At 40.5% G+C, this 16,228-nt stretch carries 14 protein-coding genes; all 14 read left to right on the forward strand.

From position 1 onward, the window contains the following. Window positions 1-160: 160 nt before the first annotated feature. The 14 genes from proB to EI164_RS02470 all read left to right on the forward strand — a co-directional run bounded on the left by proB (window position 161) and on the right by EI164_RS02470 (window position 16,056). Window positions 161-1,333: a glutamate 5-kinase gene (gene proB, locus EI164_RS02405; protein ID WP_192518408.1), complete on the forward strand. Its 1,173-nt coding sequence runs from the start codon at window positions 161-163 to the stop codon at window positions 1,331-1,333. A 362-nt stretch (window positions 1,334-1,695) separates the two neighbouring features. Further along, on the forward strand, window positions 1,696-2,832 hold the full coding sequence (hemE, locus tag EI164_RS02410; RefSeq protein ID WP_192518409.1) for a uroporphyrinogen decarboxylase: 1,137 nt from the start codon (window positions 1,696-1,698) through the stop codon (window positions 2,830-2,832). A 92-nt stretch (window positions 2,833-2,924) separates the two neighbouring features. Then, the gene (gene argC, locus EI164_RS02415) at window positions 2,925-3,992 is read left to right on the forward strand and encodes an N-acetyl-gamma-glutamyl-phosphate reductase (RefSeq protein WP_192518410.1); all 1,068 of its coding nucleotides are present in this window, start codon (window positions 2,925-2,927) and stop codon (window positions 3,990-3,992) included. A 101-nt stretch (window positions 3,993-4,093) separates the two neighbouring features. Continuing rightward, complete coding sequence (locus EI164_RS02420; RefSeq protein ID WP_192518411.1) at window positions 4,094-4,960, forward strand: hypothetical protein; 867 nt, start codon at window positions 4,094-4,096, stop codon at window positions 4,958-4,960. Window positions 4,961-5,047: 87 nt separating this feature from the next. Next, a complete protein-coding gene (locus EI164_RS02425) occupies window positions 5,048-5,443 on the forward strand; it encodes an ATP-dependent Clp protease adaptor ClpS (RefSeq protein ID WP_192518412.1) in 396 nt (131 codons plus the stop codon). 731 nt (window positions 5,444-6,174) lie between these two features. Then, entirely contained in the window at window positions 6,175-8,745 is a 2,571-nt protein-coding gene (locus tag EI164_RS02430) for an AAA family ATPase (RefSeq protein WP_192518413.1), read from the forward strand. A 196-nt stretch (window positions 8,746-8,941) separates the two neighbouring features. After that, complete coding sequence (locus EI164_RS02435; protein ID WP_192518414.1) at window positions 8,942-9,679, forward strand: uracil-DNA glycosylase; 738 nt, start codon at window positions 8,942-8,944, stop codon at window positions 9,677-9,679. 18 nt (window positions 9,680-9,697) lie between these two features. Further along, complete coding sequence (gene tadA / locus EI164_RS02440) at window positions 9,698-10,270, forward strand: tRNA adenosine(34) deaminase TadA (RefSeq protein WP_225739072.1); 573 nt, start codon at window positions 9,698-9,700, stop codon at window positions 10,268-10,270. 234 nt (window positions 10,271-10,504) lie between these two features. Further along, complete coding sequence (gene cmk / locus EI164_RS02445; protein ID WP_192518445.1) at window positions 10,505-11,221, forward strand: (d)CMP kinase; 717 nt, start codon at window positions 10,505-10,507, stop codon at window positions 11,219-11,221. 301 nt (window positions 11,222-11,522) lie between these two features. Continuing rightward, window positions 11,523-13,211 carry a 30S ribosomal protein S1 gene (gene rpsA, locus EI164_RS02450; RefSeq protein WP_192518416.1) on the forward strand — a complete coding sequence of 563 codons (1,689 nt, stop codon included), beginning with the start codon at window positions 11,523-11,525 and terminating at the stop codon, window positions 13,209-13,211. Window positions 13,212-13,548: 337 nt separating this feature from the next. Continuing rightward, window positions 13,549-13,854 carry an integration host factor subunit beta gene (locus tag EI164_RS02455; protein ID WP_192518417.1) on the forward strand — a complete coding sequence of 102 codons (306 nt, stop codon included), beginning with the start codon at window positions 13,549-13,551 and terminating at the stop codon, window positions 13,852-13,854. A 107-nt stretch (window positions 13,855-13,961) separates the two neighbouring features. Then, the gene (locus tag EI164_RS02460; RefSeq protein WP_192518418.1) at window positions 13,962-14,369 is read left to right on the forward strand and encodes a lipopolysaccharide assembly protein LapA domain-containing protein; all 408 of its coding nucleotides are present in this window, start codon (window positions 13,962-13,964) and stop codon (window positions 14,367-14,369) included. 65 nt (window positions 14,370-14,434) lie between these two features. Continuing rightward, window positions 14,435-15,133 (forward strand): orotidine-5'-phosphate decarboxylase, encoded by a 699-nt coding sequence (pyrF, locus tag EI164_RS02465; protein WP_192518419.1) that lies wholly within the window; start codon window positions 14,435-14,437, stop codon window positions 15,131-15,133. 125 nt (window positions 15,134-15,258) lie between these two features. Beyond that, entirely contained in the window at window positions 15,259-16,056 is a 798-nt protein-coding gene (locus tag EI164_RS02470; protein ID WP_225739073.1) for a metallophosphoesterase, read from the forward strand. Window positions 16,057-16,228: the final 172 nt, after the last annotated feature.

Raw genomic sequence — 16,228 nt, forward strand, 5'->3', positions numbered from 1 at the left:
CTTCTATGTCAATTATGGCTATGTCTGATGCCAGCATACTTTTTAGAACACCACCAAAATTATTAAGAAACTACAACACGTAAGCTAATGAGTTTACGTGAATATATCTGAATTTTTTAAATCAATCCCTAATCAATTCACAAAATAAACAGGAGTTTATATGGCAGATGACATAGAAAACACGGTCGAAGAAGCACGATTTGTTAAACAAACTCGCAACTTTGACATTCAGCGCGTTATTGTCAAGATTGGCTCATCGTTATTAACCAATAACGGTCGAGGGCTCGATCGAACTGCCATATATGAGTGGGCAAAGCAAATTGCTAAACTACATAAGCAAGGCATCGAAGTACTATTGGTATCGTCAGGCGCAGTTGCTGAAGGTGTGGTACGTATGGACCTTGAGGAACGCCCTAAAAAATTAGCAGCACTACAGGCCTGTGCTTCTATCGGTCAAATGGGTTTGATTGAAACCTGGTGGTCAGCATTGATTCAGCATGGTATCCAAAGCTCGCAACTATTATTGACTCATGATGATTTGTCTAACCGCAGCCGTTATCTCAATACTACGGGTGCGTTGACTCAACTACTAGAGTGGCATGTGCTACCAGTCATCAATGAAAATGACACCATTACTATTGATGAAATTAAATTTGGTGATAACGACACTTTAGGGGCAATGGCAGCAGCAATGGTTAATGCTGATTTGTACATTATCTTAACGGATCAAAAAGGTGTTTTTACTGATAATCCACGTGATAACCCTAATGCTAAAATGATTCGCCAAGAGCGTGCCATGGCTGATTACTTGTTTGATATAGCAGGGGATGGCGGTAAACTTGGACGTGGTGGTATGTTGACCAAAATACGTGCTGGTCGTTTGGCTGCAATGGGTGGTTGCCCAACTGTTATCGTGAGCGGTGCTATTGATGATGTCATCACTCGTGTGGTGTCAGGTGAAGCGGTTGGTACACTATTGACAACCAACGATGAAGATAAAATCATCGCTCGTAAGCAATGGCTCGCAGCTCACTTGCGTATGTCAGGCAGCTTAGTGGTCGATGCGGGTGCAGCAAAGGCGTTGACTGAACTTAATAAAAGTCTATTGCCAGTTGGTGTGGTAGAAGTGCGTGGTGGTTTTGATGAAGGTGATGTGGTTGAAATTATTCATCAGGATACTGGCGAGCGTATCGCCGTTGGACAAGTAAACTTTTCATCGGATGATGCGCATCGAGCAGCACGTGAGCGTACAGAGCAATTCGATAAGATTTTTGGTAGTAATGAAGAGCGTGTGGTTATGGTACACCGTGATAATTTAGCACTCACAGTATAGTTTATGGATTGTATGGCAAACGTTAGGGCGTGTCCTCAATTCAATCGATAATCATCTAAATGGGTTAAAAATGGCTAAATCTTGCCAAACGGCGTCAAATAGCTGATTAATATCTCGATATTATCTGCGCTATTTTCCTTGTTTGACTGCAGTTTATCTCATTTTTATCACCATTTTTAAAATGAGGACACGCCCTAGTATGCAAGTCATATAAAGGTAAATACAGGCTATAGGATAATAGTTATCCTTATCTATCCATACTTATATATTGTAAATATTTCATATCTTTTTATTCAACTTATTGTATTTATCACAGCTTACATTGATCATGATGAAAGCTGTGATATTTTGGAGATTTGCACATGAGTGCTTCAGATAGCAGTAACTCAGTTCAGCAAGACTTTGCGCCCTTAAAAAATGACAGATTGCTCCGAGCATTGCGATTTGAGACGATCGACACCACGCCCGTTTGGATGATGCGTCAAGCTGGCCGTTATTTACCAGAGTATAAGGCGACTCGTGCCGATGCAGGTGATTTCATGAGCCTATGCAGAGATACTGACCGTGCTACTGAAGTGACTTTACAGCCATTACGTCGTTATGATTTAGACGCTGCTATCTTATTCAGTGATATTTTGACTATCCCTGATGCAATGGGATTGGGACTATATTTTGAAGCTGGCGAAGGTCCAAAGTTCAAGCATCCTATCCGTCAGCAAGCCGATCTTGATAGATTGCCAGTGTTAGAGCCCAATGACTCTCTTGACTATGTTATGCGTGCGGTAACGAGCATTCGTAAGGCTTTGAATGGGCAAGTGCCCCTATTTGGTTTTTCTGGTAGTCCTTGGACACTGGCTACTTACATGGTAGAAGGTGGCGGCTCAAAAGATTACCGCTATACCAAAGGCTTTTTATACAGCAATCCTCAGTTTTTGCATCAATTATTGGATAAATTGGCAACGTCGGTTATCGATTATTTAGACGCGCAGGTGGTTGCTGGTGCTCAAATATTACAGATATTTGATAGTTGGGGTGGGGCGCTTGGCCATCGTCAATTTATCGAGTTTTCTCACGCTTATAATAAACGTATTATCGCTGAGCTAAAGGTACGCCACCCACAAGTACCAGTAGTATTATTCACTAAAGGTGGTGGATTGTGGCTAGATATTCAAGCGGATAGTGAAGCGGATGTTTTGGGTCTGGATTGGACGATGCCGATTGATCGTGCTAGACAAGTTTTGACGGATAGTCAGCGTGAGCTAACCAAACAGTACAATCAACCACAACGTAGCAAAGCCGTTCAAGGAAATTTAGATCCAGCGACGCTTTATGGATCACCTGAGACTATTCGTTCTGAAGTTAATGCGATGCTTGATAGTGCTTATGCTAGTGGCGAAAAAACAGGTTATATAGCAAACTTAGGTCATGGCATCACTCAGTGGGTCAACCCTGATAACGCAAAAGTGTTTATCGATGCGGTACATGATTATAAGCTTTAAAAGTAATTGTTTATTAATTTTGAGTGTTGAATATTTAAAGCAGACTCTAAACTTATCTACTATTTATTAAGTAAAAGAAAAAAGGATATCTTATGATTTCAGCTGCGATTGTTGGTGGTACGGGCTATACAGGTATTGAGCTTATTCGCTTATTATCTGCCCATCCAAAAGTATCTATCGATTTGCTAACATCACGTAGTGAAGCGGGTACACGAGCTGATGAGATATTTCCAAGCTTACGTGGTATATCTGACATTGTATTTAGTGATTTAGGTGACAAGACTCTTGCTACGCTACAGCAGTGCGATGTGGTGTTTTTTGCGACGCCGCATGGCGTTGCTATGAAGCAAGCGGAAGCATTGACGCAAGCGGGTGTAAAGGTCATTGATTTGGCTGCTGATTTTCGGTTGCAATCATTGAACGACTTTGAGCACTGGTATAAACAGTCTCATGCTTGCCCTGAGTTGTTAAAGACTGCTGTTTATGGCTTACCTGAAGTCAATCGCGATAAGCTTGCTGATGCTTTGGTAGTAGGTAACCCTGGTTGTTATCCAACCACGGCTATTTTAGGTTTGAAGCCAATAATTGAAGCGCAAAATAAGCAAGCAGAAAGACTGGTTGAGTCTCGTATTGTCATTGATGCAAAGTCAGGCGTTTCAGGCGCAGGTCGTCAAGCAAAGCTTGCGCTTAACTATGCTGAGTCGACTGATAATTTTAAGGCTTATAGTGTCGAGGGGCATCGTCACCTGCCTGAGATTGAGCAGGGTGTTGCACAGTTATTAGACAGTCAATTTACCCATCGTATTCGTTTTTTACCGCATCTGGTGCCAATGATACGCGGTATGCTGAGTTCTATTCATCTAGAGCTTACTGATGCTGGTGCAGCTATTGATTGGCAGCAAGTTTTTGAGACGGTATACGCATCAGAGACATTCATTGATGTGATGCCAAAAGGTATTTATCCAGATACACGTAGCGTGCGTGCTAGTAACCGCTTACGCATTGCCGTGCATCAAGACAATGATCGTGCTGAGTTGACGGTTATCGTGGTGCAAGATAATTTGGTCAAAGGAGCCGCAGGTCAGGCGGTACAAAACATGAACGTGATGTTTGGCTTTGATGAGACAATGGGGCTGAATTTTGCTCCTATTGTTCCTTAATGTAGTTTGTCCTCGCCAAACGGCGCACATTCATGTTGCTAGGTATTGCCTATAAATTCCGTTATAATAAAAAGCCTTTATTATTAAGAGATACTGTTTAAATGCGTGCCAAGTCCGTATTACGTTTTTACTCACAGTTAGCACGTCTATTGTGCAAAAATTCTATTTGTCATAATGATGAGTGTGAACTCCTTTTTATTACAAATAAAAACAGCTTGATTAAAAGTGTGGGTGGTACTCAACAAGGTGCATCTACGCTGATATTGGTGCTATTTGTGGTTGTTGTATTAGTAACTGCTATGGCTGGATTGATACTTGGTCATAATTTAGGGTATCAGCGAGGCTATCATTCTATGAATAAGGAAACTCAACAAGCATTAACCAACAGTAAAGAGGCGACTCAAGAACTTGAAGATTTGCGTTTAAGCAATAAAATCGCACTCAATCAAGCAGCGACTGCCAAGCAAGAGCTAGCGATAAGCTTGGCTAATGTAAAAAAGTTGCGTGAGAGTAAGCAAGAATTGACGACTGAAAATAAAAAGCTCTCACAGCTCAACGATGTGTATGCTGAGACCTTAAGTGGTAAGGGTGGCATGCCATTACAGGTATTAGGCGCCAATATTAATCCATTGCCTGAAAATGCTTTTGAATACAAGTTCGATATTGGCATGCTGGCAAATGATGGCAGATCAAAACTTTTGACGCCAACGCTGATATTGCTTAATGATGATAACTTTGTAGAGGTGCCGCTGGATCATCCAGTTGATATGATAGAAGGTATTGTCCGTATTCGTGGCCGTTTTATCATGCCATCAAACTTTAAACCATTACAAGTTAAACTCAGTTTAGAAGCTGATGGACAAGAGGTAGAGCAGCTTTATGATTGGAAGAATGGTGCTCGAGTTAATAATATGCCGCTATCACTTTTAGAGTTACCAGAAGTCGATGATAGTCCAATCGAGCCGTAGCTGTATGCTTATTATCATGTCTGCTAATCTTTCTTATTTCTATTATAAACATACTTATTAATTTGCATTCTAATTATGATAAAACAAATGATATTACAGACCATGCCACTTGTTGCTGACTGGCACTTTCCCCATATGCCAGATGTTCGTGCGCAAGATGGTAATACAGACGATGATACCTCACCACAAGCGGATGTACTAGTAGCAGAGCCTGAAGTGGCTAAACCGCCCATGTATGCAGTTGTGATGTATAATGATAATTATACACCGATGGAATTCGTTGTTTATATTTTGCAGTCAGAATTTCGTCATAGCATGGATTCAGCCGTTGAGATTATGTTGACAATCCACAATAGCAGCAAAGGTATTGCAGGTATTTATCCAAAAGATATTGCTGAGACTAAAGCCAAAAAAGTAAATAGTTTGGCACATCGTGAAGGATATCCATTATTGACTCAGATAGAGCCACATCAAGGCGAATAGAAATATTTTTCAATGTTCAAAAAATGCTAGTATTTGCAACTTTCTCAAAGCTCTCAATTGTCATAACTATTATGAATAACTCGCTTTTATAGTGAGTTTGGTATATGTCCTACATCCCCACATATCGTATCCTTCATGATCAATTCAAAAAGTACACGCACCTATATCAAACACGTTTAGCTTGTACATCGTACGTATGCTCTTTTTTCCACTATGTTTTTTTGGATGTTATCAGCTGACTGCTTTAATAAACTCTAAGTAATGTTTTTACATCCTATCACCCTCTTTTATTATCCTCTCATTTTTTTATCTATGTCATTCTCTACATTTTTATCGCTATTGATGTATAGTCAAAAAAGTCTAAAATAGTTACAAGTCAGCTAAGTTCAGAGTGTGCCAGATAGTATATTTAGAGAGGGTAACGCTGTAGCCATTGCGTGGTTCTCTGACTATAGACTATGCTTTGATACATTTTAATCGATGTTAATAGATTGACTCTCGCTGAGTATCGTGTTGAGATAAAGAACAGCGAATATGCGTTATCAAAAACCTTAATTGATGATAGGTAGGCAATACCGTTATTTATATAGTGTTTTACCAATGCCATTTGGTAAGATGTCTTAATAATACAAACATTACCCTTGAACAATCCATCTATCGCCCTGATTTACTTACTAACTCATTTATAAAGCTATCAATTATAAAGATAGGTATAACCGTAGGAAGTTGTTATGTTAAGTCGTCATCTTGAAGTTTCTTTGCGTTTAGCAATGACACTTGCGCGTCAAAAATCGCATGAGTATCTTACTGTTGAACACTTACTACTGGCATTGTTAGAAAATACACATGCTGCTAATACATTGACTGCTTGCAATGCAAATGTCTCAACGCTGCGTACTGAGCTAGAAGCTTATATTAATAAGCACACGCCAACGATAGATGCAGATACAGAGCAGTCACCACAGCCAACCCAAAGTTTTGATCGTATCCTGCAGCGTGCTATTTTTCATGTGCAATCTATCGGTGGTGGACGTTTGGTAGAAGGTTCGGATATTTTGGTGTCTATGTTCTCAGAGCATGATACGTATGCTGTTTATTTGCTCAAAAAGCAAGGCATCAGTCGCCTTGAGCTGACTCAATACTTGTCACATGGTCAAGATAAAGAAGAGCCATCTGAGCCGCGTGCTTCGATGACTGGTGAGCGCCGTAATGCCTCAGAGAAGACTAGCAAAGACCCATTGGTTGAATTCGCGACCAATTTAAATCAACGTGCTGCGGAAGGTAAAACAGATCCATTGATTGGACGCACCTCTGAGATTGAGCGCGCTGCGCAAGTATTGTGTCGTCGCCGCAAAAATAATCCGTTGTTAGTCGGTGAGCCTGGTGTTGGTAAAACTTCTATCGCAGAAGGCTTGGCATGGTTGATTATCAACGATAAAGCACCGAAGCCACTTAATGGTTGTGTGATTTATAGTCTTGATATTGGTTCGTTAATTGCAGGTACTAAATACCGCGGTGACTTTGAAAAACGCATGAAATCACTGTTAGACGCACTAAAGAAAAAACCCAATGCTATTTTGTTTATCGATGAGATTCACATGATTATTGGCGCAGGGTCGTCAATGAGTAGCAATATGGATGTGTCTAATTTAATCAAGCCAGCACTGGCTAACGGTGAGCTACGTTGTATTGGTTCGACTACATTTACTGAGTATCGTCAAGTATTTGAAAAAGACCATGCGCTCTCTCGTCGTTTCCAAAAAATTGATGTAAAAGAGCCTAGCGTTGATGACAGTATCGATATTTTACGCGGTCTAAAACCACGTTATGAAGAGTTTCATAATGTTGAATATACTGATGAGGCATTGGTTACAGCCGTTCAGCTATCTGCCAAACATATTCACGAGCGTTTTTTACCAGATAAAGCAATCGATGTGATCGATGAAGCGGGTGCATATAAGCGTCTAGGTGTGATTCCTGATACCAATGATATCGATGCAGAAGAAAGCTTTATTGCGGATATAGAGCAAGACTTTGATGCGCAAATTGAGGCTGATGAAGAAGGCCTGAATGAAGAGAGCGATAGTGAAATTGACAATGATTTTACTAGTAGTGAAACACAGGACCAAACAAACACTGCAAAAGTTGATGATCCTCTCCAATCAACCAGTGAGGCAAAAGCGGCTAAGACCAAGAAGAAACCACCAATGAAAATCGATGTGGCGGATATTGAGGCCATTGTAGCTAAGCTTGCACGTATTCCGCCCAAGTCTGTATCTAGTGATGATAAGAGTATTCTGAAGCACTTAGACCGTGACCTTAAGCATCTCGTATTTGGTCAGGATGAAGCGATTGAAACCTTAGCAGATGCTATTAAATTATCTCGTGCGGGTCTAAAATCACCAGATAAACCAATTGGATCGTTTATGTTTGCCGGTCCAACTGGAGTTGGTAAAACGGAAGTGTCACGTCAGTTAGCTAATTTGCTTGGTGTTGAGTTGGTGCGTTTTGATATGTCAGAATATATGGAAGCGCATACTGCTTCACGTCTGATTGGTGCGCCTCCAGGTTATGTTGGTTACGATCAAGGTGGCTTGCTTACCGAAAAAATTAACCAGCATCCACATTGTGTGTTATTGCTTGACGAAATTGAAAAAGCGCATCCTGATGTCTTTAACTTGTTATTACAGGTTATGGATCATGGAACATTGACAGATAATAATGGTCGTGTTGCCGTCTTTAAACAGGTTATCGTTATCATGACCACCAACGTTGGTGCTGACAGTATTAGTCGCTCGTCTATGGGCTTTACTGAACAAGACCACAGTCGTGATAATACAGAGTCTCTCAAGCGCGTTTTTACTCCTGAATTCCGTAACCGTCTTGACGCTATTATTCAGTTCAATCCACTGGATACGTCAGTAGTGGTATCAGTGGTTGATAAGTTCTTGGTTGAGTTACAAGTCCAACTTGATGATAAACAAGTGACATTAGAGATTGATGATGATGTGCGTACTTATCTGGCTGAGAAAGGCTATGACCGTTTGATGGGTGCTCGCCCAATGCAACGTTTGATTCAGGATGAAATCAAAAAACCACTAGCTAGCATGATTTTGTTTGGTGAGTTAGTTAATGGTGGGGTGGTGCATTTAACCTTAGAACCTAGTGAGATGAACGAGACACAGAGTGATACGGTTAAGCTTGATAAGTCTATAGATAAAGGATCAGAAGACAGTCGCATCACTTTGACGGTGGTTGAGACTCATGAGCCGTATTCTGATTCTGAATCAGTGGCCAGCTGATTGTTGTATTAGCAACATATTGTAAATATTAAACAAGCACGATAAAAACGGTTACCATGTTGTTGCGGTAGCCGTTTTTTTTATTGCTATAATTCATAATAGAACCAATCTAATATTAATTGTCATATGTATTGATTGTCACATGAGCCATAAAGTAGGTACATAAACGGTTATAACAAATAAAAAAGGATATATGATGGAGCTGTTTGATGAGCAAGCAACCAAAACCCCAGAGCAAAAGCAGGCAATTTTAGATAATGTGCGATTGCCAATAGATTGGAAGACTGCGTTAGCAGAGGAGTTAACATCTGAAAACATGGACAAGCTGAGAGCGTTTTTAAAAGAAGCTTATCAATCAGAGGATAGTGTTTATCCGCCTGCACCACTGATGTTTAACGCTTTTAATTTGACACCTTTATCTAGTGTTAAGGTCGTGATACTAGGGCAAGATCCTTATCATCGCCCAGGACAAGCCATGGGACTGTCATTTTCAGTACCTAAAGCGATTCCTAAGCCACCGTCATTAAATAATGTGCTGAAAGAGATGGCCAGTGATATCGGTATCGGTGCGTCTGCGCATGGTGACTTAACCTACTGGGCACAGCAGGGTGTACTATTACTTAATAGTTCGCTGACGGTAAAAGAAGGTGAGCCAAACAGTCATCAAAATAAAGGTTGGGAGCAGTTCACTGATGCAGTGATTGATGTGGTTAATGAACAAACAGAACACACTGTATTTATATTATGGGGTAGTAAAGCACAGAAAAAAGGTAAGTATATTAATACTGACAAACATCTCGTTTTAACAGCTGTGCATCCGTCACCACTTGCTGCGAATCGAGGTGGGTTTTTTGGCTCTAAACCGTTTTCTAAGACCAATGATTACTTAGTGCAGTATGGTCAAACGCCGATTGATTGGCAACTGCCACAGTAAATGATAAGTATTAAGCATATGAATTTAGGTACCTATTCGTTAGTTGATAATCTTACTAGTAATACTCTGCCAACCGAACATCAGATAAAAACCAGTATATTTTGGTCTATCGAAGATGCTAAGTGGATGCACAAAGCCCTTCAGCTTGCTGGGCAAGGTGCTGAATGCGGAGAGGTGCCAGTAGGCGCGATTTTGGTGCATGATGATCAGATCATTGGACAAGGATTTAATGAGCCGATTGGGCGACATGACTCGACGGCACACGCCGAAATTATCGCTTTACGAGATGCTTGTACGCGCTTACAGAACTACCGCCTGCCATTACAGACAACACTCTATGTGACCCTAGAGCCTTGCACAATGTGTATTGGCGCTTTGATTCATGCTCGTGTTGATAGACTAATATATGCAGCGAGCGAGCCAAGGGCAGGTATGGTTGGTAGTCAGATGGATTTATCCATACAGCCTTTTTATAATCATAATATTCGAGTGCATAGTGGTCTGTGTAGCAAGCATAGTAGTCAGATGCTTAAAACCTTTTTTCGCGAACGTCGAAAATTAGCAAAAAGCAAAGAGAAAACAAGTAATTAACAAGATAAGTATCTTGCTGCTAGTGATGCTATCGTTTCTTTGCTATAATATTGCCCTATTTGTTAATGTGATTATATATCTACTATCAAGTATTTGATAAACAAGTAAATATTGATCCATTGCTAACAGTGAGCTGTATAAGTATTGTCTACTATTTAAGTGAGTATTATGACCGTTTCTACATCTGATAATTCTACACTTAATGAGGTTAGCTCTGACAATAATGCCAACCCAATGCAATCACAACGTTACCCAGTTATTTGTATCGACGGGCCAAGTGGTGCAGGTAAGGGTACAGTCACGTGGCGTCTAGCCCAAGCATTGAATTACCAGCTGCTTGATTCAGGTGCTTTATACCGTATTGTAGGGCTTAAAGCATTCGAAGCAGGGTTGATTGCAGCAGATGCCAGTCAAGCCATCGATGAGGCAGCTGTATTAAAACTGACGCAGAGCTTAGAAATTGCATTTTTACCTAATAACCAGTCAGGGCGTGTCGATATTCTTGTCAATGGTGAGGCTGTTGGTGAGCAAGTGCGTAATGAAACCGTTGGCGGTTATGCATCACAAATAGCTATATTTCCAAAAGTTCGCGAGGCATTGCTAAAATTACAACAGGATATGGCAACTCGCTCAGGACTGGTAGCGGATGGTCGTGATATGGGAACCGTTGTGTTTCCAGATGCTGATGTCAAAGTGTTCTTGACAGCGAGTGCTGAAGCGCGTGCGGAACGCCGTGTGGCACAGCTAAAAAATGCGGGGCAAGCGGCAGATTTTGACGCAATCTTAACCACGATTAAAGCCCGTGATGATCGTGATGAAAACCGGACAACAGCACCATCAAAGCCTGCAGAAGATGCGTTACGATTAGACAGCTCAACATTAGATGCTGATACGGTTTATGATCAAGTTAAGCAACACTGTCAGATTAAAGGTATATTTTTTAATAGTTAATAAAAACAATATATTAAGCATTAAAAGCTTTGCTATCAGGTTGGGTTTTGGTATAAAATCATACCTGCGAAAATTGACAGGGTTTAGACAACTTAGCAAAGATAGAGTTTTGCACGGTAAATATAATTTTTTTAATATAAGACAGTTGTTGTTAATTAGTTTGTTCTACAATGCGCTTATTAACAACAAAGGTTTTTATATATGATTGCATGAGATATAAAACCAGTATTCTCGTTTTATGCAATCATAAATTTGATCCGTACTGTGCTGGACAGGATACGGCTATACAAAGGTAGACATAATGGAATCATTTGCTGAACTATTTGAAGCGAGCATCGAAGAAACAGGTCTGGATATTGAGCGTGGCTCAGTTATCACCGGTACTGTTGTAGCCATCGATAGCGACTGGATCACTGTTGATACTGGTCTGAAATCTGAAGGTATTGTCGCTCGTGAAGAGTTTTTAAGCGAAGAAGGCGAACTTGAAGTTGAAGTTGGCGATAGTGTTGATGTTGTGGTTGAAGCAGTTGATAATGGCATGGGTCAAACCTTGCTATCACGTGAAAAAGCCAAACGTGTTGAAACTTGGAACTTCCTTGAAAAAATCGCTGATAATGATGAAATCGTAAAAGGTATTATCTCAAGCAAAGTTAAGGGTGGTTTCACTGTAGATATCGGTTCAGTACGCGCATTCTTACCAGGTTCATTGGTAGATGTACGTCCTATCCGTGATACGACGCATCTTGAAGGCAAAGAGCTAGAATTCAAAGTTATCAAACTTGATCAAAAACGCAACAACGTTGTAGTTAGCCGTCGTGCAGTTATGGAAGCTGAAAATTCAGCTGAGCGCGAAGAGCTATTGAACAAGCTTGAAGAAGGCATCGAAATCGAAGGTATCGTTAAGAACCTTACTGATTACGGCGCATTCGTTGATCTTGGCGGTATTGATGGTCTATTGCACATCACTGATATGGCATGGCGCCGTATCAAGCACCCATCTGAGGTGGTTGAAGTGGGTCAAGACCTAAAAGTTAAAGTATTGAAGTTTGACCGTGAGCGCAATCGCGTAAGCTTAGGTCTAAAACAACTTGGTACTGATCCTTGGGATAACGTTGGCGGAACTTATCCAGTAGGTAGTGTTGTTAAAGCACGCGTAACCAACCTAACTGATTATGGTTGTTTTGCTGAGATTTCTGAAGGTATCGAAGGTCTAGTACACGTATCAGAAATGGACCATACCAACAAAAACATCCACCCATCAAAAGTTGTTCAAGTGGGCGATGAAGTTGAAGTAATGATTCTTGATATCGACGAAGAACGTCGCCGTATCAGCCTAGGTATCAAACAAACTCTTGCTAACCCATGGGATGAGTTTGATAAGAAACATGAGCGCGGTGATAAAATCACTGGTACGATCAAATCAATCACTGACTTCGGTATCTTTATCGGTCTAGATGGTGGTATTGATGGTCTGGTTCATCTATCTGATATCTCTTGGAACGAAACTGGCGAAGATGCTATCCGTAACTACAACAAAGGCGACACCGTTGAAGCAATGGTATTGTCAGTAGATGCAGAAGCTAACCGTATCAGCCTAGGCGTTAAGCAGTTAAGCTCTGATCCATTCAACGAATACCTAGTCAACAATGACCGTGGTGCTATCGTTAATGGTAAAGTAAAAGAAGTAGACGCTAAAGGCGCTACTATCGAACTTGCTGACGAAGTAGAAGCATACCTACGTGCCTCTGAAATTCAACGTGACCGCGTTGAAGATGCAACTAAGCATCTGAATGTTGGTGATGATGTTGAAGCTAAAATCATCAGTGTTGATCGTAAAACACGCAACATCAACTTGTCTATCAAAGCGAAAGACGAAGCTGAAGAGCGTCAAGCGATTAAAGAATTAAGCAGCACAAGTACTACTGCCGCTACTGGTTCTGAAGCTCAACCAAAAACTATTGGTGATTTGATCAAAGAACAAATGCAGTAAGCTGCTAAATTATTGATATTTAAGTAATAAAAAAGCGACTCCGGTCGCTTTTTTTTATGAATAACTTTTAACATTGAGATTCATTGGCGATATTTTTATCCAATATGGGCAAACTCTTATTTGCATTTACTATGATATCCGTTATCATTTGCAGCATTGAGTAACCATTTATATAGAACGATTATAGTGTCTTAAACGTTTAATTTTCATATGAATGATATTTCATAGATATATGGCTTTAAGATTAATATCTAAAAAAGTTGCTATTGAAATAACAAATAAATATCGTTGTGACTCACAATCATTTTATCCATTAATTTACAAGGCAAGCGTAATAATGCAGCAAGCAATTAATAAGTCTGAATTTATTAGTAATTTGAGTGCGAACTGTGACAACATGGCTGATACCGTGGTCGATGACGCAGTACGTGAAATATTGAATCTAATGACCCATACTCTAGCCAATGATGGCCGAGTAGAGGTTCGAGGGTTTGGTAGTTTTTGTCTACATCATCGTCGTGCCCGTCTAGGACGTAACCCTAAGACAGGAGAGAGCGTGCCAGTACCTGCTAAAGCTATTCCACACTTTAAGCCTGGTAAAGCACTACGTGAAGCAGTTAATGATACTGTTGCAAACGGTTAATACTAATCATTGAGCAAAGCATTTTCTAAGAAATGCTTTGCTCTGTGCTTTTTTTGAAATTGTATCCTAAAAGTATAAATAACACACCAAATTGAGGTAACTGTCTCATGCGTTTTATATTATTTGTATTACTGTTTTTGAGCTTTGCTTATTCACTTGGTTTGGTGTTAACAAACAATACTGAAGTCGGTGTAAATCTATTATTTTCGCAAGCACCTACGATGAATTTAGGGTTACTACTGATACTTTGTTTGATGCTTGGTATTGTGATTGGTATTCTATTGGCATTGCTTATCTTCCGTGTCTTACAGAACAAATGGGAGATTTCTCGTTTGCATAAACTCAATAAGAATCTGAAAGAGCAAGTCGAACAAGCTAATATCGTGATTGATCGTCAAGCAAACGCGGCCACGCTAGATGAGTCTGGTTATGACTTTGCGACAACGAATACAGACGATATCATGGTCAATGATTCAGATGAAGGGTCTACGCTTGCTAAATCTAAGCGTGATTAACGATAAACAAGAAGTTTGCGGCTAAACTATTTACACTTCTTTCAGAACTCTGATATGGCAAAACTATGAATGATATAACTAAGTCTCCAGTCATCGTTGCTCTAGATAATATGACGATGGAGGCGTCTTTAGCACTGGCTGATCAATTGGATCCAGCATTGTGTCGCCTGAAAGTCGGCAAAGAGCTATTTACTCGTTGTGGTCCTGAGATTGTTAAATCACTACATCAGCGAAATTTTGATGTGTTTTTAGATTTGAAGTTTCATGATATTCCCAATACTACTGCACAAGCCGTTTTGGCAGCGGCTGAGCTTGGCGTATGGATGGTAAACGTCCATGCCAGTGCAGGCCTTGAAGCCATGTCACTCGCAAAACAGCGGTTGCTAGATGGTGGCTACGAGACATTACTGATAGCAGTGACTGTTTTGACCTCTATGGACAACGAAGCATTGATGCAAACAGGCATTACTGATGGCTTAGATGCACAAGTGAGTCGATTGGCACAACTGACTAAGCAAGCTGGGCTTGATGGTGTGGTTTGCTCAGCACAAGAAGCCAAGGCCCTTAAAGCCTTATGTGGAGCAGACTTCAAACTAATAACTCCTGGTATTCGTTTGCTAGAAGACAATGCGGATGATCAAAAACGCATTTGTACACCGAAACAAGCATTAACGGATGGTTCAGACTATCTTGTTATTGGACGCTCCATCACTCAAGCAGAAAATCCTGCTGCTAAGTTGCAGTTGATACTTAAAGGCATCTGACGGTGAATAGCACAAAGTAACTCCAAGATATAAAAAAAGACAGCCTAACTCGCTGTCTTTTTACTTTTTGTTGGTAAGTAAAAAGGTGCTAAACTATTTGTGTTTACTTGATGATATTGGCATATATGAAATTACAAATTTTGAGTGACTTACATATTGACAGTTATGCTCGTCAGTCACATCCGATAGGACATATTCCTAAAACGAACGCAGATGTAGTATTAGTGGCGGGAGATACAGCAAACAGCGATAGCGGTATGCCATGGCTGCAAGAACAAGCTGCACGCTTACAAGTGCCACTCATTACTATTACGGGCAATCATGAATACTTTGGTGAAGATGTTCTGGGTTTTGATAAAAAAATAGCAACATGGGATAACTATGACGAAGTTTTAGCTCAAGGCCTGCGCGTACTGCAGTGTCAGTATGTTGATATTGGGGATGTCAGGATCTTAGGCTGTACTCTCTGGACCGATTACCAGTATCAAGCCAATGAAGATACCATGGTAGCAGTTAAGAAATTTATGCGTGATTACACCCAAATTTATGCAGGTGATGCATTATTTTCTCCTGAAATCTCCATGCAATTACATGCAAAACAACGTCAGTGGTTGAAACAGTCGCTCATAACTGCACAGCAATTGGGCAAAAGAGCAGTGGTAATGAGTCACCATAGTATCAGTCCTTTGTCTGTGTCTGAAAAATATGCGTCCTTACCCAGTAATGCGGCTTTTGTTAGTGATTTCTCGGCATGGATGCAAGAGCCATGGGCGCCTGAATTATGGGTGCATGGCCACACACACGAGGCTTTTGACTACCAGATTGATAAAACACGGGTCGTTGTTAATCCTCGTGCTTATCCAAACGAGGTGAGTAGTACGGCATTAGAGTTTGCATGGGATAGAGTCATTGATATCCATTAGCGTATGTTTATAAGGTGCTAGTTTGTAATTAAGTAATTAGGTGAAGACCTTAGATATCATCTAAGCTATGGATATTACAATTGTACGGATATTTTGTTCATTACTACCAAAAAATCTGCTACGCTTGCTACCATGAGCCAAAATACGAATAGCACACTCTCGCAACTCCCCG

It is taken from the genome of Psychrobacter sp. FME13, assembly GCF_014861395.1.
Classification (GTDB): domain Bacteria; phylum Pseudomonadota; class Gammaproteobacteria; order Pseudomonadales; family Moraxellaceae; genus Psychrobacter.

Coding starts and splice junctions, on each gene's coding strand:
- proB (WP_192518408.1), top strand. CDS start 161: ATGGCAGATGACATAGAAAACACGGTCGAAGAAGCACGATTTGTTAAA.
- hemE (WP_192518409.1), top strand. CDS start 1,696: ATGAGTGCTTCAGATAGCAGTAACTCAGTTCAGCAAGACTTTGCGCCC.
- argC (WP_192518410.1), top strand. CDS start 2,925: ATGATTTCAGCTGCGATTGTTGGTGGTACGGGCTATACAGGTATTGAG.
- EI164_RS02420 (WP_192518411.1), top strand. CDS start 4,094: ATGCGTGCCAAGTCCGTATTACGTTTTTACTCACAGTTAGCACGTCTA.
- EI164_RS02425 (WP_192518412.1), top strand. CDS start 5,048: ATGATATTACAGACCATGCCACTTGTTGCTGACTGGCACTTTCCCCAT.
- EI164_RS02430 (WP_192518413.1), top strand. CDS start 6,175: ATGTTAAGTCGTCATCTTGAAGTTTCTTTGCGTTTAGCAATGACACTT.
- EI164_RS02435 (WP_192518414.1), top strand. CDS start 8,942: ATGGAGCTGTTTGATGAGCAAGCAACCAAAACCCCAGAGCAAAAGCAG.
- tadA (WP_225739072.1), top strand. CDS start 9,698: ATGAATTTAGGTACCTATTCGTTAGTTGATAATCTTACTAGTAATACT.
- cmk (WP_192518445.1), top strand. CDS start 10,505: ATGCAATCACAACGTTACCCAGTTATTTGTATCGACGGGCCAAGTGGT.
- rpsA (WP_192518416.1), top strand. CDS start 11,523: ATGGAATCATTTGCTGAACTATTTGAAGCGAGCATCGAAGAAACAGGT.
- EI164_RS02455 (WP_192518417.1), top strand. CDS start 13,549: ATGCAGCAAGCAATTAATAAGTCTGAATTTATTAGTAATTTGAGTGCG.
- EI164_RS02460 (WP_192518418.1), top strand. CDS start 13,962: ATGCGTTTTATATTATTTGTATTACTGTTTTTGAGCTTTGCTTATTCA.
- pyrF (WP_192518419.1), top strand. CDS start 14,435: ATGAATGATATAACTAAGTCTCCAGTCATCGTTGCTCTAGATAATATG.
- EI164_RS02470 (WP_225739073.1), top strand. CDS start 15,259: ATGAAATTACAAATTTTGAGTGACTTACATATTGACAGTTATGCTCGT.